The 25,399-nt window shown below is 73.8% G+C and carries 25 protein-coding genes; 12 read left to right on the plus strand and 13 right to left on the minus strand.

Going from position 1 to position 25,399, the window contains the following annotated elements:
• Nucleotides 1–7: 7 nt before the first annotated feature.
• The 4 genes from ACF1BH_RS22645 to gcl all read right to left on the minus strand — a co-directional run bounded on the left by ACF1BH_RS22645 (nt 8) and on the right by gcl (nt 3,879).
• Nucleotides 8–745, minus strand: a complete 738-nt coding sequence (locus ACF1BH_RS22645) for a 2OG-Fe(II) oxygenase (protein WP_391644883.1) — start codon at nt 743–745, stop codon at nt 8–10.
• An 80-nt stretch (nt 746–825) separates the two neighbouring features.
• Nucleotides 826–1,335 (minus strand): methylated-DNA--[protein]-cysteine S-methyltransferase, encoded by a 510-nt coding sequence (locus ACF1BH_RS22650; RefSeq protein WP_391644885.1) that lies wholly within the window; start codon nt 1,333–1,335, stop codon nt 826–828.
• Between the two features lie 162 nt (nt 1,336–1,497).
• Nucleotides 1,498–1,725, minus strand: coding sequence for a hypothetical protein (locus tag ACF1BH_RS22655; RefSeq protein ID WP_391644887.1), 228 nt, complete (start codon nt 1,723–1,725; stop codon nt 1,498–1,500).
• Between the two features lie 372 nt (nt 1,726–2,097).
• Nucleotides 2,098–3,879 (minus strand): glyoxylate carboligase, encoded by a 1,782-nt coding sequence (gene gcl / locus ACF1BH_RS22660; RefSeq protein WP_391644889.1) that lies wholly within the window; start codon nt 3,877–3,879, stop codon nt 2,098–2,100.
• Between the two features lie 325 nt (nt 3,880–4,204).
• On the opposite strand from gcl, the gene ACF1BH_RS22665 reads away from it, so the two are divergent.
• Nucleotides 4,205–4,975: an alpha/beta fold hydrolase gene (locus ACF1BH_RS22665; RefSeq protein WP_391644891.1), complete on the plus strand. Its 771-nt coding sequence runs from the start codon at nt 4,205–4,207 to the stop codon at nt 4,973–4,975.
• Between the two features lie 104 nt (nt 4,976–5,079).
• Here the strand turns inward: ACF1BH_RS22665 and ACF1BH_RS22670 are convergent, their stop codons facing one another.
• Nucleotides 5,080–6,306 (minus strand): acyl-CoA dehydrogenase family protein, encoded by a 1,227-nt coding sequence (locus tag ACF1BH_RS22670; RefSeq protein WP_391644893.1) that lies wholly within the window; start codon nt 6,304–6,306, stop codon nt 5,080–5,082.
• A gap of 162 nt (nt 6,307–6,468) precedes the next feature.
• On the opposite strand from ACF1BH_RS22670, the gene ACF1BH_RS22675 reads away from it, so the two are divergent.
• Nucleotides 6,469–7,113 (plus strand): TetR family transcriptional regulator, encoded by a 645-nt coding sequence (locus ACF1BH_RS22675; protein ID WP_391644895.1) that lies wholly within the window; start codon nt 6,469–6,471, stop codon nt 7,111–7,113.
• Between the two features lie 27 nt (nt 7,114–7,140).
• On the opposite strand, the gene def is transcribed toward ACF1BH_RS22675, so the two are convergent.
• Nucleotides 7,141–7,698, minus strand: coding sequence for a peptide deformylase (gene def / locus ACF1BH_RS22680; RefSeq protein WP_391644897.1), 558 nt, complete (start codon nt 7,696–7,698; stop codon nt 7,141–7,143).
• A 188-nt stretch (nt 7,699–7,886) separates the two neighbouring features.
• On the opposite strand from def, the gene ACF1BH_RS22685 reads away from it, so the two are divergent.
• The 5 genes from ACF1BH_RS22685 (at nt 7,887) to ACF1BH_RS22705 (ending at nt 12,399) form a co-directional block, all read left to right on the plus strand.
• Nucleotides 7,887–9,125, plus strand: coding sequence for a MurT ligase domain-containing protein (locus ACF1BH_RS22685; protein ID WP_391644899.1), 1,239 nt, complete (start codon nt 7,887–7,889; stop codon nt 9,123–9,125).
• 29 nt (nt 9,126–9,154) lie between these two features.
• Nucleotides 9,155–9,883, plus strand: coding sequence for a type 1 glutamine amidotransferase (locus ACF1BH_RS22690; RefSeq protein ID WP_391644901.1), 729 nt, complete (start codon nt 9,155–9,157; stop codon nt 9,881–9,883).
• A gap of 168 nt (nt 9,884–10,051) precedes the next feature.
• Entirely contained in the window at nt 10,052–11,077 is a 1,026-nt protein-coding gene (locus ACF1BH_RS22695; RefSeq protein WP_391644903.1) for a 6-phosphofructokinase, read from the plus strand.
• Between the two features lie 112 nt (nt 11,078–11,189).
• Nucleotides 11,190–12,140, plus strand: a complete 951-nt coding sequence (locus tag ACF1BH_RS22700) for a cytochrome c oxidase assembly protein (protein ID WP_391644905.1) — start codon at nt 11,190–11,192, stop codon at nt 12,138–12,140.
• 100 nt (nt 12,141–12,240) lie between these two features.
• A complete protein-coding gene (locus ACF1BH_RS22705) occupies nt 12,241–12,399 on the plus strand; it encodes a hypothetical protein (RefSeq protein WP_391644907.1) in 159 nt (52 codons plus the stop codon).
• A gap of 19 nt (nt 12,400–12,418) precedes the next feature.
• Here the strand turns inward: ACF1BH_RS22705 and ACF1BH_RS22710 are convergent, their stop codons facing one another.
• The 3 genes from ACF1BH_RS22710 to ACF1BH_RS22720 form a co-directional block, all read right to left on the minus strand.
• Nucleotides 12,419–12,835 carry an SSI family serine proteinase inhibitor gene (locus ACF1BH_RS22710; protein ID WP_391644909.1) on the minus strand — a complete coding sequence of 139 codons (417 nt, stop codon included), beginning with the start codon at nt 12,833–12,835 and terminating at the stop codon, nt 12,419–12,421.
• Nucleotides 12,836–13,003: 168 nt separating this feature from the next.
• Entirely contained in the window at nt 13,004–14,728 is a 1,725-nt protein-coding gene (locus ACF1BH_RS22715; RefSeq protein ID WP_391644911.1) for an adenine deaminase C-terminal domain-containing protein, read from the minus strand.
• Nucleotides 14,729–14,753: 25 nt separating this feature from the next.
• The gene (locus ACF1BH_RS22720) at nt 14,754–16,124 is read right to left on the minus strand and encodes an NCS2 family permease (RefSeq protein ID WP_391644913.1); all 1,371 of its coding nucleotides are present in this window, start codon (nt 16,122–16,124) and stop codon (nt 14,754–14,756) included.
• 402 nt (nt 16,125–16,526) lie between these two features.
• Here ACF1BH_RS22720 and ACF1BH_RS22725 point away from each other — a divergent pair, with 402 nt between their 5' ends.
• The gene (locus ACF1BH_RS22725) at nt 16,527–17,198 is read left to right on the plus strand and encodes an ATP-binding protein (protein WP_391644915.1); all 672 of its coding nucleotides are present in this window, start codon (nt 16,527–16,529) and stop codon (nt 17,196–17,198) included.
• A 50-nt stretch (nt 17,199–17,248) separates the two neighbouring features.
• Here ACF1BH_RS22725 and ACF1BH_RS22730 read toward each other — a convergent pair whose 3' ends face one another.
• The 3 genes from ACF1BH_RS22730 to ACF1BH_RS22740 all read right to left on the minus strand — a co-directional run bounded on the left by ACF1BH_RS22730 (nt 17,249) and on the right by ACF1BH_RS22740 (nt 21,037).
• On the minus strand, nt 17,249–17,998 hold the full coding sequence (locus ACF1BH_RS22730) for a dienelactone hydrolase family protein (protein WP_391644917.1): 750 nt from the start codon (nt 17,996–17,998) through the stop codon (nt 17,249–17,251).
• Between the two features lie 235 nt (nt 17,999–18,233).
• The gene (locus ACF1BH_RS22735) at nt 18,234–19,211 is read right to left on the minus strand and encodes a LacI family DNA-binding transcriptional regulator (RefSeq protein ID WP_391644919.1); all 978 of its coding nucleotides are present in this window, start codon (nt 19,209–19,211) and stop codon (nt 18,234–18,236) included.
• A 188-nt stretch (nt 19,212–19,399) separates the two neighbouring features.
• Entirely contained in the window at nt 19,400–21,037 is a 1,638-nt protein-coding gene (locus tag ACF1BH_RS22740) for an alpha/beta hydrolase (RefSeq protein ID WP_391644921.1), read from the minus strand.
• 540 nt (nt 21,038–21,577) lie between these two features.
• On the opposite strand from ACF1BH_RS22740, the gene ACF1BH_RS22745 reads away from it, so the two are divergent.
• From ACF1BH_RS22745 to ACF1BH_RS22760, 4 genes are all read left to right on the plus strand, one after another.
• Nucleotides 21,578–21,964, plus strand: coding sequence for a hypothetical protein (locus tag ACF1BH_RS22745; RefSeq protein WP_030281373.1), 387 nt, complete (start codon nt 21,578–21,580; stop codon nt 21,962–21,964).
• A gap of 111 nt (nt 21,965–22,075) precedes the next feature.
• Nucleotides 22,076–23,476: a hypothetical protein gene (locus tag ACF1BH_RS22750; RefSeq protein WP_391644923.1), complete on the plus strand. Its 1,401-nt coding sequence runs from the start codon at nt 22,076–22,078 to the stop codon at nt 23,474–23,476.
• 58 nt (nt 23,477–23,534) lie between these two features.
• Nucleotides 23,535–23,924 carry a roadblock/LC7 domain-containing protein gene (locus ACF1BH_RS22755; protein WP_391644925.1) on the plus strand — a complete coding sequence of 130 codons (390 nt, stop codon included), beginning with the start codon at nt 23,535–23,537 and terminating at the stop codon, nt 23,922–23,924.
• A 112-nt stretch (nt 23,925–24,036) separates the two neighbouring features.
• On the plus strand, nt 24,037–24,411 hold the full coding sequence (locus tag ACF1BH_RS22760; protein WP_391644927.1) for a hypothetical protein: 375 nt from the start codon (nt 24,037–24,039) through the stop codon (nt 24,409–24,411).
• A 62-nt stretch (nt 24,412–24,473) separates the two neighbouring features.
• On the opposite strand, the gene ACF1BH_RS22765 is transcribed toward ACF1BH_RS22760, so the two are convergent.
• A complete protein-coding gene (locus ACF1BH_RS22765) occupies nt 24,474–25,304 on the minus strand; it encodes an urease accessory protein UreD (protein WP_391644929.1) in 831 nt (276 codons plus the stop codon).
• Between the last annotated feature and the right edge of the window lie 95 nt (nt 25,305–25,399).

Raw genomic sequence — 25,399 nt, forward strand, 5'->3', positions numbered from 1 at the left:
CCGTCGCTCACGCCTCGTGGAACACGATCCCGAGGGAGTGGCGACGGCCGGACCGTACGGTGCTGACGCCGTGGCGGATCTGCCCCGCCGACCAGCCGCGGGTGGTGCGCACCGGGCGGTCGCGGGTGGTGAAGACGAGGCCGCGGCCCTGCTCAAGGACGGTCGTCGTGCCGCGGGACTGGGCGCGCGGGCGCTGCTCGACGAGGAGGAATTCGCCGCCGGTGTAGTCGTCGCCGGGGACGTCGAGACCGATGACGACCTGGAGCGGGAAGACCAGATCGCCGAAGAGGTCGCGGTGGAGGGCGTTCCAGTCGCCGGGGCCGTAGCGCAGCAGGATCTGGGAGGACCGGTCCTGGCCTGCGGAGTGGCACCGTTCCAGCCATGCGTCGAGGGTGTCGGGCCAGGGTGCGGGGCGGCCGAGCCGGTCGGCCCAGTCGCGGGCGACGGGCAGCAGCAACGGGTAGAGCGCGGCGCGCAGTTCACGGACCGGTCCGGGCAGCGGGTCCGCGAAGTAGCGGTAGCTGCCGGAGCCGAAGCGGTGGCGGGCCATGTCCACCGTGGAGCGGAAGAGTTCGGGCCGGTCGTACAGGGCGATGAGGTCGCGGCACTGTGCGGGGGTGAGCAGCGGCGGCGTCATTGCACAGCCCAGCGCTTCGAGATCCGCGGCCAGGGCCTGCGGATCCGTGGTGGCGACGCGTGCCGCGAGGCCGGAGCGGGCGGATTGACGGACGGTGGTCGTGGACATGCGCAGGCTCCGGTGCGGGGCGGGGCGGGATCTGCGGCGCGCCCCGGTCGTGGCGGAGCGCGTCCGTGGTCAGCCGGTGGTCACGCGGTGCGGGGCAGGGCCCTCTCCAGGCGGAGCAGCCGCTCCTTGCACTCGGGGCCGGCCGCGTAGCCGGAGAGGGAGCCGTCGGCACCGATCACCCGGTGGCAGGGCCGGACGATGAGCACCGGGTTGGCGCCGATGGCAGACCCCAGGGCGCGGACGGCTCCGGGGGCGGCGCCGATCTCGGCCGTCAGCTTGCCGTAGCTGGTGGTGGTGGCGTACGGGATGGCTTCGAGGGCCTTCCAGACGCGTGTGCGGAACTCCGTGCCCGGGGTGGAGATTTCGAGGGTGAAGTGGGTGAGTTCGCCGTCGAAGTAGGCCCGGAGCTGGCGGATGACCTCGGTGAACGCCGCCGGATCGTGGGTCCAGCCGTCCTGGACGGTGGCGCCGCCCTTCTGGCCGGGCAGGGACAGCGCGGTCAGCGCGGTACCGCCGACGGCCGTCGCCGAGACCTCGCCCACGAGGAGGAGTTCACCCAGGGGGCTGTCGTACGTGGCGTAGTGGGTCATGGGGCTGTCCGTTCCTGAGATTCTCGGCCGTACACGCTCCACTGTGCGGTACGGCCGGGGCTCTCGCTGGCGGAAATCGGACACGGCGCTCGGTGGCCACGGACGGGGCCGGGCGGCGTACCCCTCGTGGGCGCGCGGCCGTCACCGGCGCGCGGGCGCCGGTCAGGCCGGTGGCATCGGCCAGTCGTCCAGGCCGCCACCGCGCCATTCGACGAGGCGGGGGTCGTCGAGCGTGATGTCCTCGGCCGGTTCGCAGAGGCCGGCCCGGCGCAGGAACTCGGCGACATCGCCACGGCCGTGGGCCAGACCCACGATCTGGCCGTGCACGGTGACCCGGCGCCCTCCGGAGGCCGACGGCGGATGCACGATGACGGGCGGGTGCTCGGTCATGCCTCCAGACTGCGACGGGGCCCGCGGCCTCGCATGTCGGCCCGGCCCGCGGCGGCCCGCAGGCCCGTAGGGAAGCCCCGGCCGGACGGGGGGGTGAGCCGGCCGGGGCGGCTGGGGTGCGGGCCCGAAGGCGGTCGCCCCTCGGCGAAAGGCACTGCGGGGCTTCAGCCGAACGATCATCCCCACAGGCGGAGGGTTAGGCCCGGGGACACTGTTCCTCCGGTGCCCGCACTCAGGAGAACAGCGAACCGGGGAGCGGTGTTCCGGCCGGCCCCGGTGACGGCGGCCACGCGTCCGCCCCGGTGGGACGCCCTTCCGGAGCCTCCTTCCGGAGCTCCTCCGGGCCCGTCTCCGCCGGGGCGAACGCGCAGGTCAGACCTTCAGCGGCTTGATCGCCGTGGGCGCGTGGCCGGGCTCGGTCGCCAGCTCCTCCCACTCGTTGACCTTGTCGATCTCGGCACCGGCCATCGAGATGTTGGTGATCCGTTCCAGGATCGCCTCGACGACCACCGGGACGCGGTGCTCGGCGGCGAGCTTCTTCGCCTCCTCGAACGCGGGCAGCAGCTGCTCGGGCTCGGTCACCCGGATCGCCTTGCAGCCCAGCCCCTCGGCGACCTTGACGTGGTCGACGCCGTAGACGCCCAGCTCCGGGGTGTTGATGTTCTCGAACTCCAGGTTGACCTGGAAGTCGATGTCGAAGTTGCGCTGCGCCTGGCGGATCAGGCCCAGGTAGGCGTTGTTCACCAGGACGTGGACGTACGGGATGCGGTGCTGGGCGCCGACCGCCAGCTCCTCGATCATGAACTGGAAGTCGTAGTCGCCGGAGAGCGCGACCACCGGGGTGTCCGGGTCGGCGGTGGCCACGCCCAGGGCGGCGGGGATGGTCCAGCCGAGCGGTCCGGCCTGGCCGCAGTTGATCCAGTGGCGCGGCTTGTAGACGTGCAGCATCTGGGCGCCGGCGATCTGCGAGAGGCCGATGGTGGTGACGTAGCGGGTGTCGGGTCCGAACGCCTTGTTCATCTCCTGGTAGACGCGCTGCGGCTTGATCGGGACGTTGTCGAAGTGGGTGCGCCGCTGGAGCCGGGCGCGGCGTTCCTGGGTGGCGGCGGCCCACTCGCCGCGGTCCGGCAGCACGCCCGCGGCCCGCTGCTCCCGGGCGACCTCGACGAACAGCTCCAGCGCCGCCTTCGCGTCGGAGGCGATGCCGTAGTCCGGGGCGAAGATCTTGCCGATCTGGGTGGGTTCGATGTCGACGTGCACGAAGGTGCGGCCCGCGGTGTAGACGTCGAGCTTGCCGGTGTGGCGGTTGGCCCAGCGGTTGCCGATGCCGAGGACGAAGTCGGAGGCGAGGAGGGTGGCGTTGCCGTAGCGGTGGGAGGTCTGCAGGCCCACCATGCCGGCGTTCAGCTCGTGGTCGTCGGGGAGGATGCCCCAGCCCATCAGGGTGGGGACGACCGGGACGCCGGTCAGCTCGGCGAACTCGACCAGCAGCTCGCAGGCGTCGGCGTTGATGACACCGCCGCCGGCGACGATCAGCGGGCGCTCGGCCTCGTTGAGCAGGGCGAGGGCCTTCTCGATCTGGGCGCGGGTGGCGGCGGGCTTGAAGGCGGGCAGCGGTTCGTACGTCTCGGGGTCGAACTCGATCTCGGTGAGCTGGACGTCGATCGGCAGGTCGACGAGGACGGGCCCGGGGCGTCCGGAGCGCATCAGGTGGAAGGCCTGCTGGAAGACGCCGGGGACCTGCGCGGCCTCGGTGACGGTGGTCGCGGCCTTGGTGACGGGCCCGGCGATGGCGGCGATGTCGACGGCCTGGAAGTCCTCCTTCTGCATCACCGCGACCGGGGCCTGCCCGGTGATGCAGAGGATCGGGATGGAGTCGCCGGTCGCGGAGTACAGGCCGGTGATCATGTCGGTGCCGGCCGGGCCCGAGGTGCCGATGCAGACGCCGATGTTGCCGGGGTGGGTGCGGGTGTACCCCTCGGCCATGTGGGAGGCGCCCTCGACGTGGCGGGCGAGCGTGTGATCGATCCCGCCCGCGGCCTTGAGCGCCGCGTAGAAGGGGTTGATCGCCGCGCCCGGGACTCCGAAGGCGTGGGAGATGCCCTCCCGCTTGAGGATCTCCACCGCGGCGCGGGCGGCTGTCATTCGAGGCATCGCGTACTCCTGCGTCGGCCTGTCAGGGGCATGGTCCGGCGACAACCGGACCCGGCTAATTCCGCATCATGGAATTCATGTTTTGCTTTATGGAAGGAAAGTAGAGCGCGGTACGGGGCCCGTCAAGAGATCCGCTGCCGGTGGACGGACGACGACGCCCGGCCGGGGCGCAGCGGACGGCTCAACTCCCGGTTCCGGCAACGGAGTTCAGGGATACGACTCCCCCGTCGCGGCCCCGCCCCCGGCGGCCGGTACCGTCACCTCCGGCCGCAGGACGGCCGCCGGGCGCCGCGCCCGGGACCCGCCGAGACCAGGAGTACCGCCCGTGCGCCATGCCGCCGTGACCCCCGCAGGCGACCGCATCCGCTGGATCGAGCACCCGGGTGACGGGGCCGGGCGGCCCGCCCGCCTCTATCTGCACGGGCTCGGCGCCTCCTCGCCCGTCTACTGGAGCGCCACCGCGGCCCACCCCCTGCTCACCGGCCCCCGCGCGCTCCTGCTGGACCTGCTCGGCTTCGGCATCAGTGACCGGCCCGCGGGGTTCCCGTACACGATGGAGGCGCACGCCGACGCGGTGGCGGCGGCGCTGGAGGCGGCGGGGGTGACGGGCGCGGAGGTGGTGGCGCACAGCATGGGCGGCACGGTCGCGGTGCTGCTCGCGGCGCGCCATCCGCATCTGGTGTCGCGGCTGGTACTGGTCGACGCCAATCTCGACGCGCTGGAGCCGGAGCGGGGCGCGGGCGGCAGCCGCGGGATCGCGGCGCGGACGGCCGAGGAGTTCCGGGCCGGCGACGCGGAGACCGCCGCCGCGACGGGCAGCGAGTGGTGGGCCACGATGCGGCTGGCCGGGCGGGAGGCGGTGCACCGCAGCGCGGTCGACCTGGTCCGCGGGGCCACGCCGTCGGTCCGGGAGGTGCTGTGCGGTCTGCCGGTCCCCCGGACGTTCCTGTACCCGGCCGACGACGGTCCCTTCCCCGGTGCGGGCGGGCTGACCGCGGCGGGCGTCGCGGTGGTGGGCCTGCCCGGCTGCGGGCACAACATGATGCTGGACGCCCCGGAGGAGTTCGCCCGGGCGACGGCCGCGGCGCTGGCGTAGCCCGCCCGGGCACACGGGAAACCGCCGGTGCCCCGGGGTCCGGGGGCACCGGCGGTCGCATCCCGTCAGGGGCGCGCGGCCGCGGCGGCGCGCCCCTGACGAGGTCAGCGGATCGGCATCCCGGAGAGGGTCCGGGCGATCACCAGGCGCTGGATCTCGCTGGTGCCCTCGAAGATGGTGTAGATCGCGGCGTCGCGGTGCATCCGCTCGACCGGGTACTCCCGGGTGAAGCCGTTGCCGCCGAGGATCTGGATGGCCTGGGCGGTGACCTTCTTGGCGGTCTCGCTGGCGAACAGCTTCGACTGCGACCCCTCGGCCGCCGTGAACGGCTTGCCGTTGACCGCCATCCAGGAGGCCCGCCACACCAGCAGCCGCGCCGCGTCGATCGAGGTCCGCATGTCGGCGAGCTGGAAGGCGACGCCCTGGTTGTCGATGATCGGACGGCCGAACTGCTCACGGGTCTTCGCGTACTCCAGGGCCTCCTCGTACGCGGCGCGGGCGGTGCCGACGGCCATCGCGCCGACCGCCGGGCGGGACGCCTCGAAGGTGGCCATCGCGGCGTTCTTCACGCGCTCACCGCCGCTCTTCGCGCGCTCACGGGCGCGGGCCAGGCGCTCGTCCAGCTTCTCCTTGCCGCCCAGCAGGCAGCTGCCGGGGATACGGACGTCCTCCAGGACGACCTCGGCGGTGTGCGAGGCGCGGATGCCGTGCTTCTGGAACTTCTGCCCCTGGGAGAGGCCGGGGGTGTGCGGCGGCACGATGAAGGAGGCGTGCCCCTTGGAACCGAGCGCCGGGTCGACGGAGGCGACGACGACATGGACGTTGGCGATACCGCCGTTGGTCGCCCAGGTCTTGGTCCCGTTGAGGACCCACTCGTCCTTGGCCTCGTCGTAGACGGCGCGGGTGCGCATCGAGGCGACATCCGACCCGGCGTCCGGCTCGGAGGAGCAGAAGGCGGCGACCTTGACGTCGTCGGGAGTGCCGTACATCTGGGGTATCCAGGTGCCGATCTGCTCCTCGGTGCCGTTGGCGAGGACGCCGACGGCGGCGAGTCCGGTGCCGACGATCGACAGGGCGATGCCCGCGTCCCCCCAGAACAGCTCCTCCATCGCCATGGGGATGCCGAGGCCGGTGGGGTCGAAGTACTGCTGGGCGTAGAAGTCGAGCGAGTAGATGCCGATCTTGGCGGCCTCCTGGATGACCGGCCAGGGCGTCTCCTCGCGCTCGTCCCACTCGGCGGCCGCGGGACGCATGACCTCCGCGGCGAAGCCGTGGATCCAGTCCCGGACCTCCTTCTGCTCGTCGTTCAGCTCCATGATGAACTCGGCCATGTCCCCTCCAGCGGTACGCGCCACATCAGGCGTTACTTACGGTAACAGGAGTCTGTTACTCACGAGTAGGCGTGTCAACTCCTCCGCTGACGGCCGGCACCGCGCGGCACGGGTGTTACGTTGCGCGAGCACCACGGATTCACAAGGGCGGGGAGCTGGACGATGGAGAGCACCGAGCGGGACGGCAGGCGGCAGACGACCGCGGACCGGCGGCGGGAGTTGCTGGAGGCGGCCGAGCGGATCGTCCTGCGCGACGGCCCGGAGGCGTCGATGAACGCCATCGCCGCCGAGGCCGGGATCACCAAACCCATCCTCTACCGCCACTTCGGTGACAAGGGCGGCCTCTACCGCGCCCTCGCGGTACGCCACACCGACGGACTGCTCGCCGGGCTCCGGGCGGCGCTGGCCTCCCCGGTGCCGCGCCGCGAGCGGGTCGAGGCCACTCTCGACACCTATCTCCTCGCCATCGAGACCCGGCCGCAGGTCTACCGCTTCCTGATGCACCCGGCCGACGAGGCGGCCCCCGCCGAGTCCGGATTCGACGTCGGACGGCACTCCGCCCCGCTGCTGCGCCGTCTCGGCGAGGAGCTGGCGGAGGTGATCAGCGAACGCCTCGCCCTCGGCCCGGCGGGCGAGGAGAAGGCCCGCGTCTGGGGCCACGGCATCGTCGGCATGATGCACGCCGCCGGCGACTGGTGGCTGCGCGAACGCCCCTGCTCCCGGCAGCAGTTGGTGACCCACCTGACGGATCTGCTGTGGGGCCAGCTCGCCGCGATCGAGGACCGGCCGGACGGCCCCGGCTTCTGAGCCCCGGCACGGGGACCGGCGCCCGGGTCAGCGGGCGCCCGCCGCCTCCTTCGCCCATGGGGCGCGGGCCGCGGAACGCAGCGCGCGGCGGCGCCGCAGCCCGGTGAGCCGGTCCACGTAGAGACCGCCCGCCAGGTGGTCGCACTCGTGCTGGAGACAGCGGGCGAAGAACCCGGTGCCCTCGACGCGCACCGGCGCACCGGTCCGGTCGGCGCCCTCCACCACGGCCTCGTCGTGGCGCGGGGTGCCGGCCTCGATGCCGGGCAGCGAGAGACAGCCCTCGGGACCGCGGACGACCGGCCCGTCCACCCCGGCGAGGTGCGGGTTGACGAGGTGGCCGAGGTGGCGGCGGTCCTCGTCGTCGGGGCAGTCGTAGACGAACACCCGCAGCGGGACGCCGATCTGATTGGCGGCGAGGCCCACGCCGCCGGCCGCGTACATCGTCGCGAACATGTCCTCGATCAGCCGGGACAGCTCGCCGTCGAACGACGTGACCTCCCGGCAGGGGGCCGAAAGGACCGGGTCTCCGAACAGCCGGAGGGGACGCGGCTGCCCGGTGCGGCCGGGAATGGTGCGGGACGACATGCGCACCAGCGTACGGTTCGCGAGGCGCCGGATGACGTCGCGGGGGTGGCGGGGTTCGGGCACGGGCCCGGATCTCGATAGGCTGATCCCCGACCGAAGCCTCCGGACGGGCCCTCGGCCGCGGAGGAGGCGTTCCACCGGCAGCCCGGAGGGCAGGCGGGCGCCGGATGCAAGGAGGATCAAGGACGATGGCAGGCAACACGGAGCCGCTGTCGCCGCGGGCCAAGCTGGCCGTGACGGCGGGCAGAGCCGCGGCGGCGGTATCGCGCGCGGCGGGCCGCGGCAGCGGATCGGTGATCGGCGGCCGGGTGGCACTCAAGCTCGACCCCGACCTGCTGGCCCGACTGGCACGTCATCTGGACGTCGTGCTCGTGTCCGCGACGAACGGCAAGACGACCACGACCCGGCTGATCGCCGAGGCGCTGCGGGCCGGCGGCCCGGTGGTCTCGAACGCACTGGGCGCCAACATGCCGGCGGGGATCACCTCGGCGCTGGCGGGCGGCTCGGACGCCAAGTTCGGTGTGATCGAGGTCGACGAGAAGTACCTCGCCGGGGTGGCGCGGGACGTGACGCCCAAGGCCATAGCGCTGCTGAACCTCTCGCGTGACCAGCTCGACCGCGCGGCGGAGACCCGCATGCTGGCCGAGCACTGGCGCGAGGGCCTCTCCGGCTCCAAGGCGCTGATCATCGCCAACGCCGACGACCCGCTCATCGTGTGGGCTGCGTCCTCGTCGGCGAACGTGGTGTGGGTCGCGGCCGGTCAGGAGTGGAAGGACGACGCCTGGTCGTGCCCGTCGTGCGGCGGTGTGATGCAGCGCCCCGACGACGACTGGTTCTGCGGCGAGTGCGGCTTCCGCCGTCCGACGCCCAGCTGGGCCCTGTCGGGCGACTACGTCCTCGACCCGCACGGCAGCGCCTGGCCGATCAAGCTGCAGCTGCCCGGCCGCGCCAACAAGGCGAACGCGACGACATCCGCCGCCGTGGCCGCCGCCTTCGGCGTGCCCCCGCAGGTGGCGCTGGAGCGGATGTACAGCGTGCAGGCGGTCGCGGGCCGGTACGACGTGGTGTCGTTCATGGAGCGGGAGCTGCGGCTGCTGCTGGCGAAGAACCCGGCCGGCTGGCTGGAGACGTTCTCGCTGATCGACCCGCCGCCGACCCCGGTGATCATGTCCGTCAACGCCCGCGGCGCGGACGGCACCGACACCTCGTGGCTGTGGGACGTCGACTACACCCGCCTCGCCGGGCACCCGCTGTTCGTGCTGGGTGACCGGAAGCTGGACCTCGCGGTCCGCCTGGAGGTCGCGGGGCTCGACTTCGAGGTCTGCGAAAGCCTCGACCAGGCGGTTCAGATGGCGCCGCCCGGCCGTATCGAGGTCATCGCCAACTACACGGCCTTCCAGGACCTGCGTCGGCGCGTGGGCAACTGACGGCGATGGAAAGACAAGGACGAGCGAGAATGAGCGACAACAGCCTGCGGCTGGTGTGGGTCTACCCGGACCTGCTGAGCACCTACGGCGACCAGGGCAACGCGCTGGTCGTGGAGCGCCGGGCCCGGCAGCGCGGCCTGGACGTGCAGCGCCTCGACGTACGGTCCGACCAGCCGATCCCCACCTCCGGTGACATCTACCTGATCGGTGGCGGCGAGGACCGGCCGCAGCGGCTGGCGGCCGAGCGGCTGCTGCGCGACGGCGGGCTGAACCGCGCCGTCTCCAACGGCGCGATCGTCTTCTCGGTCTGCGCCGGGTACCAGATCCTCGGCCACGAGTTCATCAACGACCAGGACCAGCAGCAGCAGGGCCTGGGCCTCCTCGACGTGGTGAGTACCCGCGGCGAGGCGGAGCGGTGCGTCGGTGACGTCCTCGCCGACATCGACCCGCAGCTCAACCTCCCGCCGCTGACCGGCTTCGAGAACCACCAGGGCGTCACGCACCTGGGGCCGACGGCCCGCCCGTTCGCGAAGGTCCGCTTCGGCAACGGCAACGGCGTCGGCGACGGCTTCGAGGGCGCCTGGCAGGACACCGTCTTCGGCACCTACATGCACGGCCCGGTGATGGCGCGCAACCCGCACATCGCGGACCTGCTGCTGAAGCTGGCCCTGGACGTCAACGCCCTGCCGCCGGCCGACGACCGGTGGTACGAGGCGCTGCGTCAGGAGCGGATCGCCGCCGCGACCGCGACCACCTGACGGCCACCGCGCGGGGCGCCTCCCGCGCGGCCACGCCCCCTCCCGTACGCCCGCAGTCCCGCACTGCGGGCGTACGTGTGCGCGGGGGCGCCGCGCTTGTAGGGTGAGCGCCATCCCACCGGACGACGGGGTCCGGGCCCCCGGTTCGAGTTGCAGAGGGTTTCTGGCATGCGCATTGGTGTACTCACCTCCGGCGGCGACTGCCCCGGTCTGAACGCCGTCATCCGCTCCGTCGTCCATCGCGCCACAGCCGACCACGGCGACGAGGTCATCGGCTTCCACGACGGCTGGAAGGGCCTGCTGGAGTGCGATTACCGCAAGCTCGATCTGGACGCCGTCGGCGGCATCCTGGCGCTGGGCGGCACCATCCTCGGCTCGTCCCGGGTGCAGCCGGCGCAGCTGCGCGACGGCGTCGAGCGGGCCCGCGGGCACGTCGCCGACCTGGGGCTGGACGCGATCATCCCGATCGGCGGCGAGGGCACGCTGAAGGCGGCGCGGCTGCTGTCGGACGCCGGGCTGCCGATCGTCGGCGTACCGAAGACCATCGACAACGACATCGCGGTCACCGACGTGACGTTCGGCTTCGACACCGCGGTGGGCGTGGCGACGGAGGCGCTGGACCGGCTCAAGACAACCGCCGAATCGCATCAGCGGGTGCTGATCGTCGAGGTGATGGGGCGGCACACCGGCTGGATCGCACTGCACTCCGGGATGGCCGCGGGCGCGCACGCGATCGTGGTGCCGGAGCGGCCGTTCGACATCGAGGAGCTGACCGAGCGGGTCGGCGAGCGGTTCGCGGCGGGTAAGAAGTTCGCGATCGTGGTGGCGGCCGAGGGCGCGAAGCCGCGCGAGGGGTCGATGCGGTTCGAGGTCGGCGACACCGACATGTACGGACACGAGCGGTTCGCCGGGGTGGCGCGGCAGCTGGCCCGGGAGCTGGAGCACCGGCTCGGCAAGGAGGCCCGCCCGGTGATCCTCGGCCATGTGCAGCGCGGCGGCACGCCGACCGCCTACGACCGGGTGCTGGCGACCCGCTTCGGCTGGCACGCGGTGGAGGCGGCGCACCGCGGGGAGTTCGGGATGATGACGGCGCTGCGCGGGACGGACATCACGCTGGTGCCGCTGGCCGAGGCCGTCGAGACGCTGAAGACGGTGCCCGGCGACCGCTACGCCGAGGCCGAGTGCGTGCTGTGACCGGCGGTCGCGCCCGCTGAGCGCGCCGTGTGAACCGCCCCCGGCCGAGAAAGGTGCCGGGGGCGGTTCTAGTCTGGTCGCCGGAGTATCGGTACGAACCAGGAGCGAGCGGATGGATCACAGCGGGCACGGCATGACGATGGATCTGCCGCCGTTCACGCTGGGGCGGGGGATGGAGTTCGGCGGTGATCCGGTCTTTCTCGTGGGTTGTCTGCTGGCGCTGGTGCTGTACGGCTGGGCGGTGGCGCGGCTGCGGCGGCGCGGGGACGCCTGGCCGGTGGGGCGGACGGTCGCCTGGGTCATCGGCGTCCTGACCGTCGCGCTGGTGATGTGCACCAAGCTCAACGACTACGGCATGGTCATGTTCAGCGTGCACATGGTGCAGCACATGGTGATCTCCATGCTGTCGCCGATCCTGCTGCTGCTCGGGGCGCCGGTGACGCTGGCGCTGCGCGCGCTGCCGGCCGCCGGGCGGGGCCGCAAGGGGCCGCGGGAGCTGCTGGTGGCATTCCTGCACAGCCGGTATGTCCGGATCATCTCGCACCCCGCGTTCACCATCCCGCTGTTCATCGCGAGCCTCTACGCGCTGTACTTCTCGCCGCTCTTCGACTTCCTGATGGAGTCGCGGGTGGGGCACATCGCGATGATGGTGCACTTCCTGGCGGTGGGCCTGGCCTTCTTCTGGCCGATCATGGGCGTGGACCCGGGGCCGCACCGGCCCGGCTACGTGATGCGGATGCTGGAGCTGTTCGCGGGCATGCCATTCCACGCGTTCTTCGGCATCGCGCTGATGATGGGCACCGAACCGATGGTGGACACGTATCTCCACCCGCCGGCCTCGCTGGGCATCGACGCGCTGTCCGATCAGTCGGCGGCGGGTGGCATCGCCTGGGCGTTCAGTGAGATCCCGTCGGTGGTGGTGCTGATCGCGCTGGTCTACCAGTGGTACCGGTCCGAGGAGCGGCAGTCGCAGCGGGCGGACCGGGCGGCGGACCGCAACGGCGATCAGGATCTGGCGGACTACAACGCGTATCTGGCGTCGCTGCACGCGCGCGGGCGCTGACGCGGCGGACGGATGGCGGTGCGGGCCGCGGCCGGGGACGATGGGTCCCAGGCCGCGGCCCGCCGCCTTTGTGCCGCGGCCTTCGTGAGGAGGGACGCCGATGAGCGGATCCACGAGGACGATGACCGGGCTCACCGTCGGCGGGCTGGTGGTGGCGACCGCGTACAGCGTGGCGCTGGGCGGCGATCCATGGGTCTGGCTCACCTGGGTGGTGGTGGCGCTGGTGACGGCGGCGATGGTGGTGACCACCCGCGGGTGAGGCGCGGTGCGCCGGCCGTTCAGAAGCGGTACAAGGGCCCGGTGGCGGCGTCCATGGTGCAGGCGTTGGCGAAGGTGCGCTCCCAGTCGAGGTGCGCGCCCCGCCAGACGCCCTCGGCGGTGACGGTCACCGGGTCGTACTCCTTGGTGCAGGCGTGCGGTGTGCCGCGCAGGGCGTCGAGGTCGCCGCGGGCCCAGGTCAGCGCGGCGCAGGCGGCGTCGTGGTGCGGATGGTGGTCGCGGCCGTCGGGGCAGCGCAGCAGGACGCCGCGGATCCAGGTGTGCGCGGTGTCCGAGACGGTGAGGAAGACGCCGCGGTCCTCCTGGGGGGTGGCGGCGTCGGCGGGGGTGGCGGGGGCCACGGCCACCGCGGTGACGAGGGCGGCGGCGGTGACCGCGGTGGCGCGGGCCGCGCGGCGGCGTCGGCTGACGGGCATGGGTGTCTCCTGGGCGCTGGTGGGGGTGGTCGGCACCGGGCGCGTCCGGCCGGCCGGGGTGGCCGGGCGGACGCGCCGGTACCCGCCTCAGCGCACCGCGCGCCGGGCCGGGCGGCAAGCGGGCTCGCCGTGCGGTCGCCCGGACGGCGCCCGGGTGCGGGCGGCCCGTCAGGCGCCGTCGGCGAGCGGGCCGACGGGCGTCCGGCGGACCACGTCCACCAGCGACCGGTCGGTGATCTTCAGGCTCGGGGAGACGGCGAGCGTGAGGGTGGAGACGCTCATGAAGGGGTTGAGGTGGTCCCAGCCCCAGGCATCGAGGGCGGCGCGGACCTCCCGGGAGCGGCGGACCGTCTCCTCGGCGGGCGCGGGCGACATCACGCCGCCGACCGGCAGCGGCAGGCTCGCCGCCACCGTGGCGCCGTGCGCGACGGCCACCCCGCCGCCGGCGGCGACGACGTCCTGCGCGGCGGCGGCCATCGCGGCGCGTGAGGTGCCGATGGTGACGAGGTTGTGGCTGTCGTGGGCGTACGTGGTGGCCAGCGCGCCGTCGGTGAGGGTGCGGCCCAGCAGCGGGGCGAAGACGCGTCCGGCGCGCCCGTAGCGGTTGCGGACGCGGACGACGGTGGCGCGGCCCTCCCACTGCACCTCGCCGTCGCGGACCGGCAGGTCGAGCGCGTCCTCCTCGGTGTAGGTGTCGCGGGGGTTGAGGCGCAGCGCGCGGAAGCGGTGGGTGCCGTCGGGGAGGTCGGTGTGCCAGCGGAAGCCGTCGGCGTCCTGCGGTTCGACGTGGACGGTGCCGGTGAGGGCGTCCGGCCCGGCGGCGGAGGTGGCGGGGACGGCCGTCTCCGGTACGGCGACGGCGTCGCGGGCCACGACGCGGCCGCCGGCCAGCACCACCGCCGGGTCGAAGGCCGCCAGCTCGCCGCGGAGGAGGACGAGGTCGGCGCGCTTGCCCGGGGCGACCACTCCCCTGTCGTACAGGCGCAGCCGCTGGGCCGGGTTCCAGGTCAGGGCGCGCAGTACCGCCTCGGCGGGGAGTCCGGCGCGGACGGCTGTGCGGGCGATGTGGTCGAGGTGGCCGTGGGTCAGGATGTGGTCGGCCGCGAGGTCGTCGGTGACCAGGCAGAACGGCGGGAGCTGCGGGAGTGCGAGGAGCGCCTGGGCGACCTCGGGGAGCAGGCATTTCTCCTGGAGCATCATCAGCATGCCCAGGCGGGCCTTCTCCAGGACCACCTCGGTGCGGTTCTTGGTGTGGTCGGAGTCGACGCCGGTGGCGAGGTAGGCGCTGAGGTCGGCGCCGCTGAGGTTGGGGCAGTGGCCGTCGAGGATCATGCCGCGGCGGCGGGCGACGCCGACCACGTCGCGCATCCGGGGGTCGTCGCCGACGACGGCGCGGTAGTCCATGACCTCGCCGAGGGCGATGACGCCGGGCCAGCCGAGCATCTCGTCGATGTCGTCGGCGGTAAGGCTCGCCCCGGCGTGCTCCAGGCCCTCCAGCGCGGGGACGCAGGAGGGGACGCCCCACAGCTGGGTCTGGGCGGTGGTGGCGCCCGCGTCGATCATCCAGCGCATCGCGGCGGCGCCGGCGACGTTGACGATCTCGTGCGGGTCGGCGAGGACGGTGGTGGTGCCGCGGGCCAGGGTGAGGGCGGCGAAGGTCTGCGGGGTGAGGAACGAGCTCTCGATGTGCATGTGCGCGTCGACGAAGCCGGGCGCGATCAGCAGACCGGTGGCGTCCAGCCGGGCGTGGGCGTCGGCCGGGGTGCCGGGCGGCAGGACGCCGCTGATCAGGTCGTCGCGCACCAGGACGTCGGCGGCGAACCGCTCACCGGTGAAGCTGGACACCACCTGGCCGCCACTGATCCTGAGGTCGTGCGGGCGGGGGGAGGTCATGGGTATTTCTCCTCGTACGGGTGGGTCAGCCGGTGAGCGTGTAGAAGTAGTAACCGAGCGGGATCAGGACGATCCACAGGCCCCACGGGATCTCGCGGAAGCGTCCGGCGACCGCCTTGACCAGGACGTGGGCGGTCAGGCCGACGGCGATACCGGTACCGAAGTTGCCGAAGAAGAGGGTGGTGGCGACGGTGAGGGCGGCCGGGACGGCGTCGGTCGGATCGGTGAAGTCGATCTTGCGCAGGGTGCCGAGCATGGTCAGGCCGACGTACATCAGCACCGGTGCGGTCGCCGCCGACGGGATCAGTGTGGCGAACGGCGTGACGAGCAGCAGCGCGGCGAAGCCGAGCGCCGCCCAGACCGAGGCGAGGCCGGTGCGGGCCCCGCTGTCGGCGCCCGCCGAGGACTCCAGGTAGGCGGTCATGCTGGGCGCGCCGAGGGCCGCCCCGCCGATGACGGCGCCGGAGTCGACGTAGAAGGGTTTGCGTACACCGGGGAGGTTGCCGTCCGCGTCGGTGAGCCCGGCGCGGCCCGCGACGGCGAGCAGGGTGCCGGTCATCGAGAAGAACTCGGAGACGAAGAAGGCGAAGATGTACGGGAAGTACTCGGGCTTGAGGGCGCCGAGGACGTCGATGTGGAAGACGGCCGGGCCGGGGCTTTCCGGCAGGGCCAGCAGCTGGTCGGGCAGGTGGGTCACGCCGAGCGGGATGCCGGCGAGGGTGACCGCGGCGATGGTGATCAGGAACGCGCCGGGGACCTTGCGGGTGGCGAGCGCGGTGAGCAGCACGAGCCCGGCGAGGGCCAGCAGTCCGGTCGGGGAGGCGAGGTCGCCGACGGTGAGCGCGGCGCTGTCCGGCCGGGCCTTGACGAGGCCGCCGTCACGGAAGCCGATCAGGGCGATGTAGAGGCCGAGGCCGCCGCTGATGGCGTACTTGAGGTGGAGCGGCATCATGCGGGTGACGAGGTCGCGGATGCCGAGCGCGGTGAGCAGCAGGAAGGCGACGCCGGACCAGAGGACCATGCCGAGCGCGGCGTCCCAGGGGACCTTGTCCTGCCCGACGATGGTGACGGCGAGCAGGGCGACGCCGCCGAGCCCCGGGGCGACGACGAAGGGGAGGTTGGCGACGAGGCCCATGGCCAGCGTCGCCAGGACGATCGCGATGAGGACGGCGGTGGTGGCGGCGCCGTGCGGGATGCCGGCCTTGGCGAGCTGGCTGGGCACGACGACGACCGCGTAGGCGGCCGCCACGAACATCGACAGCCCCGCGAGCGCCTCGGTCCGTGGGGTGCTGCCGCGCTCCCGTACCCGGAAGAGCCGCTCCAGGAGTGCGGGCGCCGGGGCATCCGGTGGTGCCGGGGCCGTCGGGTCGGCGGCGCGTGCGTCGGTACGGGGCATGAACACCTCGGAGGAGGACGGGGCGGACCCGGAAAGTGTCCCCCGGGCCGGCCGCTGAGCGTCGTGCAACCGGTTGCAGAGACCGGTTGCAGACAGCATGCCACGCTCGGTGGCGTCAAGGGAAGATCCAGCCGGGCCCGGAACGGGCGGCCCCCGCCCCACTGCCGGGGCTTCGCCGCGGCCGGTGGGCGCCGTTCTCCCACCGGACGGTAGGTTCCCCGCGAGGCGTGCGGAGCCGCGAGGCGCGCGGGATACCGGGGCGGGGAGGGCGCCGGTGGACATGGCCGCGATCACGGCAGCGCCGGTCCGGCACCGCCCCGCCCCGGTGCGGGAGCCACCGCTCCCCCACCGGACCACCGCTGTCAACGGCCCGAGCTGCCAACGGCCTGAACAGGAGCCCCCGTGGAAATCCGCCCGGACCCCACCCCGACGCCGGAGCCGAGAGGCTCCTGGAGGAACACCACCCACGACTGGGCCGCCACCGTCGACCCGGAGCACCTCGCGCGCATCCGCCGCGCTCCCGCCACGTTCGCCCCGGGCGGGCCGGGCCACCTCGTCCTGGAGGTGCTCGCCTACGCCGCCGACGAGGCGGCGAGCCGGGGCGGCGGACGGTGCCTGGTCACCCTCCATCCCGACGGCTCCGTCGCGGTGGCGGACGACGGCCGGGGCACGGACACCCGGTTCGACACGGACGGACGGGCGGTGCAGAAGCCGATCATGGCAACGGAGGACCTGCGCTTCTTCGACGTACCGGGGGCGGAGCGCCTGCCGGACGGGCAGCCGCGCCGGGGCATGTCCACCGTCGCGGCGCTGAGCCGGTGGCTGCTGCACACCAACCGCCGCGCCAACGGCGCCTGGCGGCGGCGGTACGCGCACGGCGTACCGGTGACCGCCCTGGAGGTGGTCCCGGCCGACGGGACCACCGGAACCCTGGTCCACTTCCTGCCGGACGAGGCCCTCGGGCCCCGCTGGTCGCCGACCGGGGACGAACCGGCCCGGTGGCGCGCGCACTGGCCGGATCTGACCGTCCGCCTCGACGACCGGCGCACCCCCGGGAAGCGGCCGGGGCACTGAGCGCGGTGTCCGGCCGCGGCACCTCGCGGGCGCCGCGGCCGGCCGGTGCGTCAGCTCCCGTTCAGGGCGGTGCCGAGCAGCGGCAGCAGCCGGTCCCAGTGGCGCTGGAGTGCGGCGGCGTCGAAGGCGGCGGTGTCGGACATGGTGAAGCCGTGGGCGGCGCCCGGGTAGACCTCGGTGGTGTAGGCGACACCCGCGGTGTCCAGCGCCCGGTTGAACTCCTCGATCGCCTCGGGGGTCATGTCGCCCTCGGCGAGACCGATGTGGACCCGGGCGGTCAGCTCGGGCACCAGACGGTGCGGGCTGTCGGGGGCGTCGGTGACCAGGGCCGCGGGGTGGAAACCGGCGACGGCGGCGACCTGGCCGGGGTGGGCCGTCGCGGTGCGCACCGCCAGGACGGCGCCCAGGCAGTAGCCGATCGTGGCGACGGGCCCGGCGGCGACCTCGGGCTGTGCGGTGAGGAACTGGAGGTATGCCTCGGCGTCACGCAGGACGCGCTCGGTGGTGTGCTCCTGGATCAGCGGCATGATCTGGCCGAAGAGCGCGGGCCGCGACTCCTCGTCGATGTGCTCGGGAAGCTCGAAGACCGGCGCGGGGCGGGTGCGGTAGTAGAGGTTGGGGACGAGGACGTAGTAACCGTGATCGGCCAGTTCCTGGGCCATCGTCCGCAGGACGGGCCGTACGCCGAAGGCGTCCGGGTACAGCAGCACCCCCGGGTGCCGCCCGCCGCCCTCGGGGAAGGCGGCGAAGCCGTCGGCCGTTCCGTCCGGGGTGGGGATCCGCAGCGTCGTGATGGGCATGGTGAGGTTTCCTTCCTCGGGCTGCCGTCGGTGCGCAGCCCCGGTCAGGGATGAGGTCTTCAGGAGATCACCCCGGCGCGCGGCCGGTCGGTGAGGTCACGGGTGGAGCGACGAGAGGAACGGTGGCGATCGTGAGCCGCTTTGAGGGTACGGGCCCGGGGCGCGCCGCCTCCGGAACGTCGGATGCCGGACGGGCCCGGTTCACCGGTGTGGTGACTCCCCGTCCGCCGTGCGTTCAGCGGCGCACCGGAGGTCCGGTGGAGGCGCGGACCTCCAGCCGGGGCGCGAGGCGTGTGGTGGTGCGGGCACCGGTCCCGGCGCACAGGTCGAGGAGGCGGCGGACGGCCGTGGCGCCCGCCTCCTCGACCGGGAGGGCCAGGGCGGTGACCGGCGGGTCGGTGGCGGCGAAGGCGGTGAGGTCGTCGCCGGCCGCGACGCTCAGGTCGTCGGGGACCCGGCGGCCCGCGGCGCGCAGGCCGTGCAGCAGGCCGAGGGTGAGGTAACTGTTGTAGCCGAGCACCGCGGTGGCCGCGGCGGGGAGCCGGGCGGCGGCGGCGATACCCGCGTCGAAGGTGGGCGGCAGCGGCCCCAGCACGTGCAGCCGGGCCCCGGCCGCCGCGGTCCGTTCGGCCAGTGCCGCCCGGCGGTGGGTGTCCGACCAGGAGCCGGGCGGCCCGGAGACGTACGCCAGGTCGCGGTGGCCCAGCTCCAGGAGGTGGTCGGCGAGGCGGGTGGCGCCCTCCTCGGCGTCCAGGACGACGGCGGGCAGCCGGCCGACGCGGCGGTCGACGAGGATCAGCGGGCGCTGCCGGGCGTGCTCGCGCAGCGCGGCGTCCGTGCCGACGGGCGCCACCATGACGACGCCGTCGGCCTGTTCGCCCAGGCGCGCGGCGAGTGCCGCCTCCCGGTCGGCGTCGGCCTCGGAGACGCTGATGAGCAGATGGGCGTCGGCCTCCTCGGCGGCGCGTTGCGCGCCGAGGACCAGCGGGGAGAAGAACGGGTTGGCCAGCGTCGGCACGATCAGGCCGATCAGGCCGGTGCGCCCGGTGGTCAGCGCGCGGGCACTGCGGTTGGGCTGGAAGCCGAGGCCCGCCGCGGCGGCCCGGACCTTCGCGCGGGTCGCCTCGGTCACCATCTCCGGGCGGGTCAGCGCGCGCGAGGCGGTGGCCTTGGAGACCCCGGCCGCGCGTGCCACGTCCGCGAGTGTCGCCATCTGCTGCCTCCTTGCGGCCGGGCGTCGGCCGGACGCGGCGCGGGTGCGCGGTCCGGGCGTCCGATGCTAGTGCAACCGTTCTCTGAAACCGGTTCCCCAGGCGTCCGGCGGCACGCTCCACGGCCTCAACACGCGGGCGCGGGCGCCCCGGAGAGGTCCGGGACGCCCGCGCCGTACGGCGGTGCCGGTCAGGGGATGACGGGCAGGTCGCTCGCGCCCACGGCAGCGGCCTTGACGCTCTTCTTGGCGGGCTCGGGGGTGGCGTGCGGGGCGCACGTCACGTCCTTCGCGTCGGTCCTGCCCTCCAGGAAGTAGGCGTCGACCCGGTCGTTGATGCAGGGGTTGACCAGGCCGGTGACGCCGTGCGAACCGGCGTCCCGCTCGGTGATCAGCCGCGAGCCGGCGAACCGCTTGTGCAGCTCGACCGCGCCCTCGTACGGAGTGGCCGCGTCGCGGGTGCTCTGGACGAGCAGCACCGGCGGCAGGTCCTTGCCGCTCTTGACCTCGACGGGGCGCTGCTGCTTGGCGGACCAGGTCGCGCAGGGCAGGTTCATCCAGGCGTTCGCCCAGGTCATGAAGGGCGCCTGGGCGTGGACGCGGGTGTTGTCACGGTCCCAGGTGCGCCAGTTCGTGGGCCACTTGGCGTCGGTGCACTCGACGGCGGTGTAGACCGCGTTGCCGTTCTCGGCGGCGATGTTGCCGGCCGTGTCCTTGAGGTTCGGACCGGCGTTCTCGACCAGCGGCTTCTCGTCACCGGCGCGGTAGGCGCTCCACACCTCGGCGGCGGGTGCCCACATCGAGTCGTAGTAGGGCGCCTGCTGGAAGAAGCCGATCAGCTCGGCGGGGCCGACGAGGCCGCCGATGGGGTTCTTCTTGGCGCTCGCGCGCAGCTTCTCCCACTCCGCCTGGACCTTCGCGGGGGTGTCGCCGATGTGGTACGTCGCGTCGTTCTTGGCGACCCACTTCTTCCAGTCGCCCCAGCGGGTCTCGAAGGCGACGTCCTGGTCGAGGTTGGCCTGGTACCAGACCTTCTCGCGCGCGGGGTTGACGACGCTGTCGACGACCATGCGGCGGACGTGGCCCGGGAAGAGCGTGCCGTAGACGGCGCCGAGGTAGGTGCCGTAGGAGACGCCGAGGTAGTTCAGCTTCTTCTCGCCGAGCGCGGCACGGATGACGTCCATGTCGCGGGCGGTGTTGGGCGTCGTGAGGTACGGCAGGAGGTCACCGCTGCGGGCGGCGCAGCCGTCGGCGTACTCCTTGGCGAGCTTGCGCTGGGCGCGCTTGTCGGCCTCGCTGCCGGGGACCGGGTCGGCCTTGGGGGCGCTGACGAACTCCTGCGGGTCGACGCAGGAGATGGCGGCGGAGTGGCCGACGCCGCGCGGGTCGAAGCCGACGAAGTCGTAGGCCGCGGAGATCTTCTTCCACACCGGGGTGGCGTTGGTGACGCGGGTGGGGAAACGCATTCCGGAGCCGCCGGGGCCGCCGGGGTTGTACACGAGGGCGCCCTGTCGCGCGTCCTTGCCGCCGGTGTTGCCGATCCGGTCGACGGCGATCTTGATCGTGCGGCCGCCGGGGCGGGCGTAGTCGACGGGGACGGTGACGTAGCCGCACTGGATCGGGGCCTTCAGGCCCCAGTCGGCGGGGCAGTCCTGCCAGTTGACGCCCTCGGCGGCGGCGCGGGCGGCGGCGGTGCGCACCCCGCGGTCCTCGGCGGAGGAGGCGGGGTGGCGCTCGCCGGCGGTGGCGGGCGTGGCGGTGACGGCTCCGGCGAGGAGCGTCCCGGCCACCAGGGTTCCGGCGGCGCCGAGTGCTGCTGTTCTTCTCACGTGGTGGTTCCCCCTGCAGGGTGCGCCGCACTGGGCGGCTGATCACGGCATGGCTAAGGGGATCCTGCCGTCCCGTCCTCGCCAGGAGAAGATTCGAACATCATTTCTTTATCAATCCGTAGGAATCGTGGGGGTGGTGGAGGATCTGCACCCCCACCTCTTCCGCCTCATCCGCTGCCCCTCGGACCTCCCTCCCCTGCCGTTACGGACAGTGGTGGCCGGGACGGCTCCAGCACGGCCGGATTCCGTCGTCGCCCCCGCGTTTCGCGGCGCTCCGGAGGCATTTCCCGGGCGCCGGGCGGCCAACCGGCCAGGGAGAACGGGCCGTTCGGCGCCCGATGTGCGACGGAGGCCGTCACGGTGCGTGTCCGAGGCACCGGACGACGGGCCAGAACGCGTCAATCGTCCGTCATGTACGTTCCGCCTCTGTGCCGGAACGCGCACGGTGAGTAGCCTTCAAGCGGGCTCTCCTCCGTGCCAGCCGCGCGGGGAGAGCTGTCGGCGTTTCGCCTCCGTCCCGTGACCGAGAAGGAGTTCCGCGTGCCGGGTATCGATCAGGTGTTGTCCGAGGCGATGGGAATCCCCGGCGTTCTCGGCGCCGGGCTGATCGACTGGACCAGCGGGCTGTCCCTCGGCACCGCGGGCCGGGCGCCGGGGAACGACCACGACGCCGCGGCCGCGGACACCGCCGAGGTCGTCCAGGCGGTCCAGCGCAGCGCCACCTTCGACTCCGGCGCCGACGGGGCGCGACCGGGTCTGGAAGACCTGATCCTCACCGCCGCCGGGGGCTACCACCTCATCCGCTTCGTCCACACCGCCTTCGACAGTCAGACCTACCTGTACCTGTACCTGGACCGGGAGCGGGCCAATCTGGCCGTCGCACGCAGGCGGCTGCACGATCTGGCGGCCGGGCTCGTGCCGGGCTGACCGCGCGGGCTCTCCCGCGCCGCCGCGACACGCCGGCGGCCCCGGCACCGACGGTGCGCGGGGCCGCACCCGGCCCCGGTACCGCTCGACCGGACACGCTAGGGGAACGCCATGGGCCAGTCCGCCTCCACTCCCCCGACCGGACCGGACGGCCCGCTCGCGCGCCTCGCCGCCGAACGGGCCACCGGCGCACTCCACTTCCCCGGCGGCCGCATCCGTCTGCGTGACGGCGCGGTCTCCTGGGTGGAGTGCGACGACCTGCCCGGATCCGCCGCGCCCGCACCGCCCCGCGAGGGCGGACGCGCCCGCCGACCGCGGCAGGGGCGGACGGCCCGCGGCGGGGCGGGCGCCTCCGCGGCGGGCGGGCAGCCGCGTGCCGCCGGGCCGGAGAGTCTGGCGATCCGGCAGATCCGCCATCTGACGGTGCTGCTGGACGCGGCGTTCCTGGTGCTGCCGCTGCCCGAGGAGGGCACGTCGTTCACGCCCGGGGCGGAGCACTGCCCCGCGGCCGTACGGCAGGTGGGCGTCGCGGCGCTGCTGCGGGCGGTCGCCGTCCGCCGGGCACAGCTGGACGCCTGGCGGACATGGGCGGCGGTGGACGGCGCGCCCGTCGTCCCGGCCCCGGACACCCGGCGCGAGGACGGCCCCGGCTGGCGGGCCCGGCTGCTGCTGGCGGCGGCCGACGGGCGGCACACCCCCGCCGGACTCGCCCGGACGCTGGGGCACTCGGTGTTCTGGACGCTGCTGGAGGTCCGGCGGCTGGCGGCGGCCGGGCTGATCGCACTGCCGGAGGGCACGGCAGCTGCGGACGGTACGGAGACGGCCGGCGGTACGGCCCCCGCCGGTGGTGCGACGACAGGCGGCGGACCGTCGGCCGCCGGTCGTACGGCGGTCACCGGCAGCAGGAAGGCGGGCGGCGGGAAGGCGACCGGCCGCGCGGCGAAGGCCGAGCCGGGCACGCACCGGCGGGGTGGCCTTCCCGCGGACGCGGAAGCGACCGGCGGCACGGGCCCGGCCGGCGCCGCGGCCCCGGATGCGTCCGGCAGCAGGCCCGCGGGCCGCAGCGGTGGCGGGACGACGCGGCCCGGCGGGTCCGGGCGGCCGCGAAGCGGCGGGGAGAAGCGTTCCGGCACGGCCGGGCGGGAGCGGAGCGGTCCGGACAAGCGGTCGGGGACCACACCGCCGGCCGCCGCGCGCGGCGGCACCGGTGACCGCGAGGGCGGGCTGCCGAGCCGTACCCCGGCGGGCGGCCGGAGCGGCGGACCGGCGTCGCGGACCGCCGGGCGGGAGCGGGACACGGAGCGTCCGACGCACTCCGCCGCGGACGACGGCGGCGAGGCGCCGGGCGCGCTGCCGCGGCGGCGTCCGGGGGTGTGCCTGGAGGAGGCGCGGGAGCGGGAGCCGCAGTCGTCCGCCGGCGCGCCGGGGCTGCCGTCCGGACTGCCGGAGACCACCGACCCCGATGTCACCCTCCTCACCCGCCTGCGTACGGCACTGGAGGAGAACCTGTGAACCGTTGTGACGACCCGTGAGACGCGCCCTCGCACGGCGTGCCGAGAAGAGGAGACTGATGACGATACAGCCCAGGGTGCGGGACGAACTGCACGCACTGCGCGACCAGGTGCGCCATCTCCGCGGCGGCATGGTGGCCAGTGCGGACGGCATGGTCATCGCCCACGATCTGCGGAACATCGAACCGGACGCCCTCGCCGCGCTCACCGCGGCGGCCATCGGCGTCGCCAAGCGCCTCACCGAGGCGACCGGTCAAGGCGGCTTCGAGGAGACCCTCACCCGCGGCACGCACGGCTATGTCGCGGCGTACGCGGCGGGGGCGCGGGCGGTGCTGACCACCGTGGGCGGCCCGGAGATCAATGTGGGGCGGCTGCATCTGCGGGCCCGGCAGGCGGCGGAGCGCATCGGCGCGCTGGTGGACGAGGCGCCCGCCCCGGAACCGTCCTGATCCCGCTGCTGCTCCCGCCCCGTCTCCTCCGGTCGTCGCTCCCCCGGGGCCCGGTCCCGTCCCCGCTCCTCCCGCTCCGCCGCAACCCGTACCCAGAAAGGTGTGCACCGTTATGGCATCCATGGAAAACGCGCTCGCCGATGCGATGTCGACCATCGAAGGCGTCATCGGCATCGCCCTCGTCGATCACACCAGCGGGATGACGCTGGCGGCGCTCGGCGGCAGCAACTCACTGGACATGGAGGTCGCTGCGGCGGGCAACACCGATCTCGTCCGCGCCAAGCTGCGCACGATGGAGATGCTGGAACTCCAGGGCTCCATCGAGGACATGCTGATCACGCTCACCTCGCAGTACCACCTGCTCCGGCCGGTGACCGGGCGCCACGGCGCCGGGCTCTTCCTGTACCTGGTGCTCGACCGCAAGCGCGCCAATCTCGCGCTCGCCCGGCACCGGCTCGCCCGGGTCGAGGAGGTACTGGAGGTCTGAGCGGCCGGGGAGCGGCTCCCCGGTCTTCGCGGGCCGTGGCGCACGAGGACCGGGGAAGCCGCTCAGCCCGGCAGGTTCCGGGCCGCCTCGTCGAGGACGGTGCGCAGCCGCAGGGCGTCCGGGGCGACGGCGGTGGCGAGGACCGCGGGTCCGGTCAGCGGCGCCAGCACGCCCTGCCCGCCGCCCGCGTCCGGCTGCTCCGGCGCGGCCCCGCCCAGCAGCCGCACCTGCCGTTCGGCGTCCTCGAACTCCGGCCCGACGACGAGGAGCTGGCCGATCGCACGGTGGCCGCCGAGGACGGCGGAGGTGTCCCAGCCGGGTACGCCGGGGCCGTAGGCGGTCTCCTGGTCGAGCAGGGTGCGGCCGGCGCGGATGACCGTCAGTCGGCTGTGGAGCCTGCCGGTGCGCTCGTCGGCGCGGCCCAGGACCTGTTCCTCGCGCAGGACGAGCCGGGCGGTGGGGGCCAGTTCGACGGTGGTGGTCATCCACAGGTCGCTGCCCTCGGCGCAGATCAGCGGCTCGGGCAGCCAGTCGAGGCGGGCGCCGTCGCCGACGGTCAGCCGGACGTCGTAGGTGGCGGCGTCGCCGGTGCGGCCGGGCAGCGCGACGGTGGCGGCGGCCGCGGTCAGATGGAGCTGCGCCCCGGCCTCGGCGGTGGCCTCGATCGCCAGCCGGTCGCCGCCGAGCGGGGCGCTCATCGCGCCCACCATGCAGACGCGGGCCTGCGGCCCCGGGAAGCCGAGTCGGCGCAGCGCGAACGGCCCGGAACCGTCCAGGACGGGCAGCCGGGTGGTGCCCTGCGCGTCGGTGCGGGCGAGGATGCGGGCGGTGGCCCGCAGTCCGGCGGCGGAGGTGGGGCCGCCGGACGGCCGGGTGGTGGGCGCGGTGATCATGCGGCGCTCGTGGTCCAGTCGGCGAGGCGGTCGCGGACCCAGGCGGCGACGGGGGTGACGCCGCCCTCGGACTTGACGTTGGTGAACACCACGGG

Origin of the sequence: Streptomyces sp. NPDC014733, assembly GCF_043083385.1 — a bacterium.
Classification (GTDB): Bacteria; Actinomycetota; Actinomycetes; order Streptomycetales; family Streptomycetaceae; genus Streptomyces.

What these genes read in the sequence shown, in the direction of transcription:
- ACF1BH_RS22760 (WP_391644927.1), top strand. Translation starts at nt 24,037, where the DNA reads ATGGCATCCATGGAAAACGCGCTCGCCGATGCGATGTCGACCATCGAA.
- ACF1BH_RS22730 (WP_391644917.1), bottom strand. Translation starts at nt 17,998, where the DNA reads ATGCCCATCACGACGCTGCGGATCCCCACCCCGGACGGAACGGCCGAC.
- ACF1BH_RS22690 (WP_391644901.1), top strand. Translation starts at nt 9,155, where the DNA reads ATGAGCGACAACAGCCTGCGGCTGGTGTGGGTCTACCCGGACCTGCTG.
- ACF1BH_RS22650 (WP_391644885.1), bottom strand. Translation starts at nt 1,335, where the DNA reads ATGACCCACTACGCCACGTACGACAGCCCCCTGGGTGAACTCCTCCTC.
- def (WP_391644897.1), bottom strand. Translation starts at nt 7,698, where the DNA reads ATGTCGTCCCGCACCATTCCCGGCCGCACCGGGCAGCCGCGTCCCCTC.
- ACF1BH_RS22675 (WP_391644895.1), top strand. Translation starts at nt 6,469, where the DNA reads ATGGAGAGCACCGAGCGGGACGGCAGGCGGCAGACGACCGCGGACCGG.
- ACF1BH_RS22685 (WP_391644899.1), top strand. Translation starts at nt 7,887, where the DNA reads ATGGCAGGCAACACGGAGCCGCTGTCGCCGCGGGCCAAGCTGGCCGTG.
- gcl (WP_391644889.1), bottom strand. Translation starts at nt 3,879, where the DNA reads ATGCCTCGAATGACAGCCGCCCGCGCCGCGGTGGAGATCCTCAAGCGG.
- ACF1BH_RS22655 (WP_391644887.1), bottom strand. Translation starts at nt 1,725, where the DNA reads ATGACCGAGCACCCGCCCGTCATCGTGCATCCGCCGTCGGCCTCCGGA.
- ACF1BH_RS22750 (WP_391644923.1), top strand. Translation starts at nt 22,076, where the DNA reads ATGGGCCAGTCCGCCTCCACTCCCCCGACCGGACCGGACGGCCCGCTC.
- ACF1BH_RS22765 (WP_391644929.1), bottom strand. Translation starts at nt 25,304, where the DNA reads ATGATCACCGCGCCCACCACCCGGCCGTCCGGCGGCCCCACCTCCGCC.
- ACF1BH_RS22670 (WP_391644893.1), bottom strand. Translation starts at nt 6,306, where the DNA reads ATGGCCGAGTTCATCATGGAGCTGAACGACGAGCAGAAGGAGGTCCGG.
- ACF1BH_RS22705 (WP_391644907.1), top strand. Translation starts at nt 12,241, where the DNA reads ATGAGCGGATCCACGAGGACGATGACCGGGCTCACCGTCGGCGGGCTG.
- ACF1BH_RS22645 (WP_391644883.1), bottom strand. Translation starts at nt 745, where the DNA reads ATGTCCACGACCACCGTCCGTCAATCCGCCCGCTCCGGCCTCGCGGCA.
- ACF1BH_RS22700 (WP_391644905.1), top strand. Translation starts at nt 11,190, where the DNA reads ATGGATCACAGCGGGCACGGCATGACGATGGATCTGCCGCCGTTCACG.
- ACF1BH_RS22755 (WP_391644925.1), top strand. Translation starts at nt 23,535, where the DNA reads ATGACGATACAGCCCAGGGTGCGGGACGAACTGCACGCACTGCGCGAC.
- ACF1BH_RS22735 (WP_391644919.1), bottom strand. Translation starts at nt 19,211, where the DNA reads ATGGCGACACTCGCGGACGTGGCACGCGCGGCCGGGGTCTCCAAGGCC.
- ACF1BH_RS22715 (WP_391644911.1), bottom strand. Translation starts at nt 14,728, where the DNA reads ATGACCTCCCCCCGCCCGCACGACCTCAGGATCAGTGGCGGCCAGGTG.
- ACF1BH_RS22720 (WP_391644913.1), bottom strand. Translation starts at nt 16,124, where the DNA reads ATGCCCCGTACCGACGCACGCGCCGCCGACCCGACGGCCCCGGCACCA.
- ACF1BH_RS22695 (WP_391644903.1), top strand. Translation starts at nt 10,052, where the DNA reads ATGCGCATTGGTGTACTCACCTCCGGCGGCGACTGCCCCGGTCTGAAC.
- ACF1BH_RS22710 (WP_391644909.1), bottom strand. Translation starts at nt 12,835, where the DNA reads ATGCCCGTCAGCCGACGCCGCCGCGCGGCCCGCGCCACCGCGGTCACC.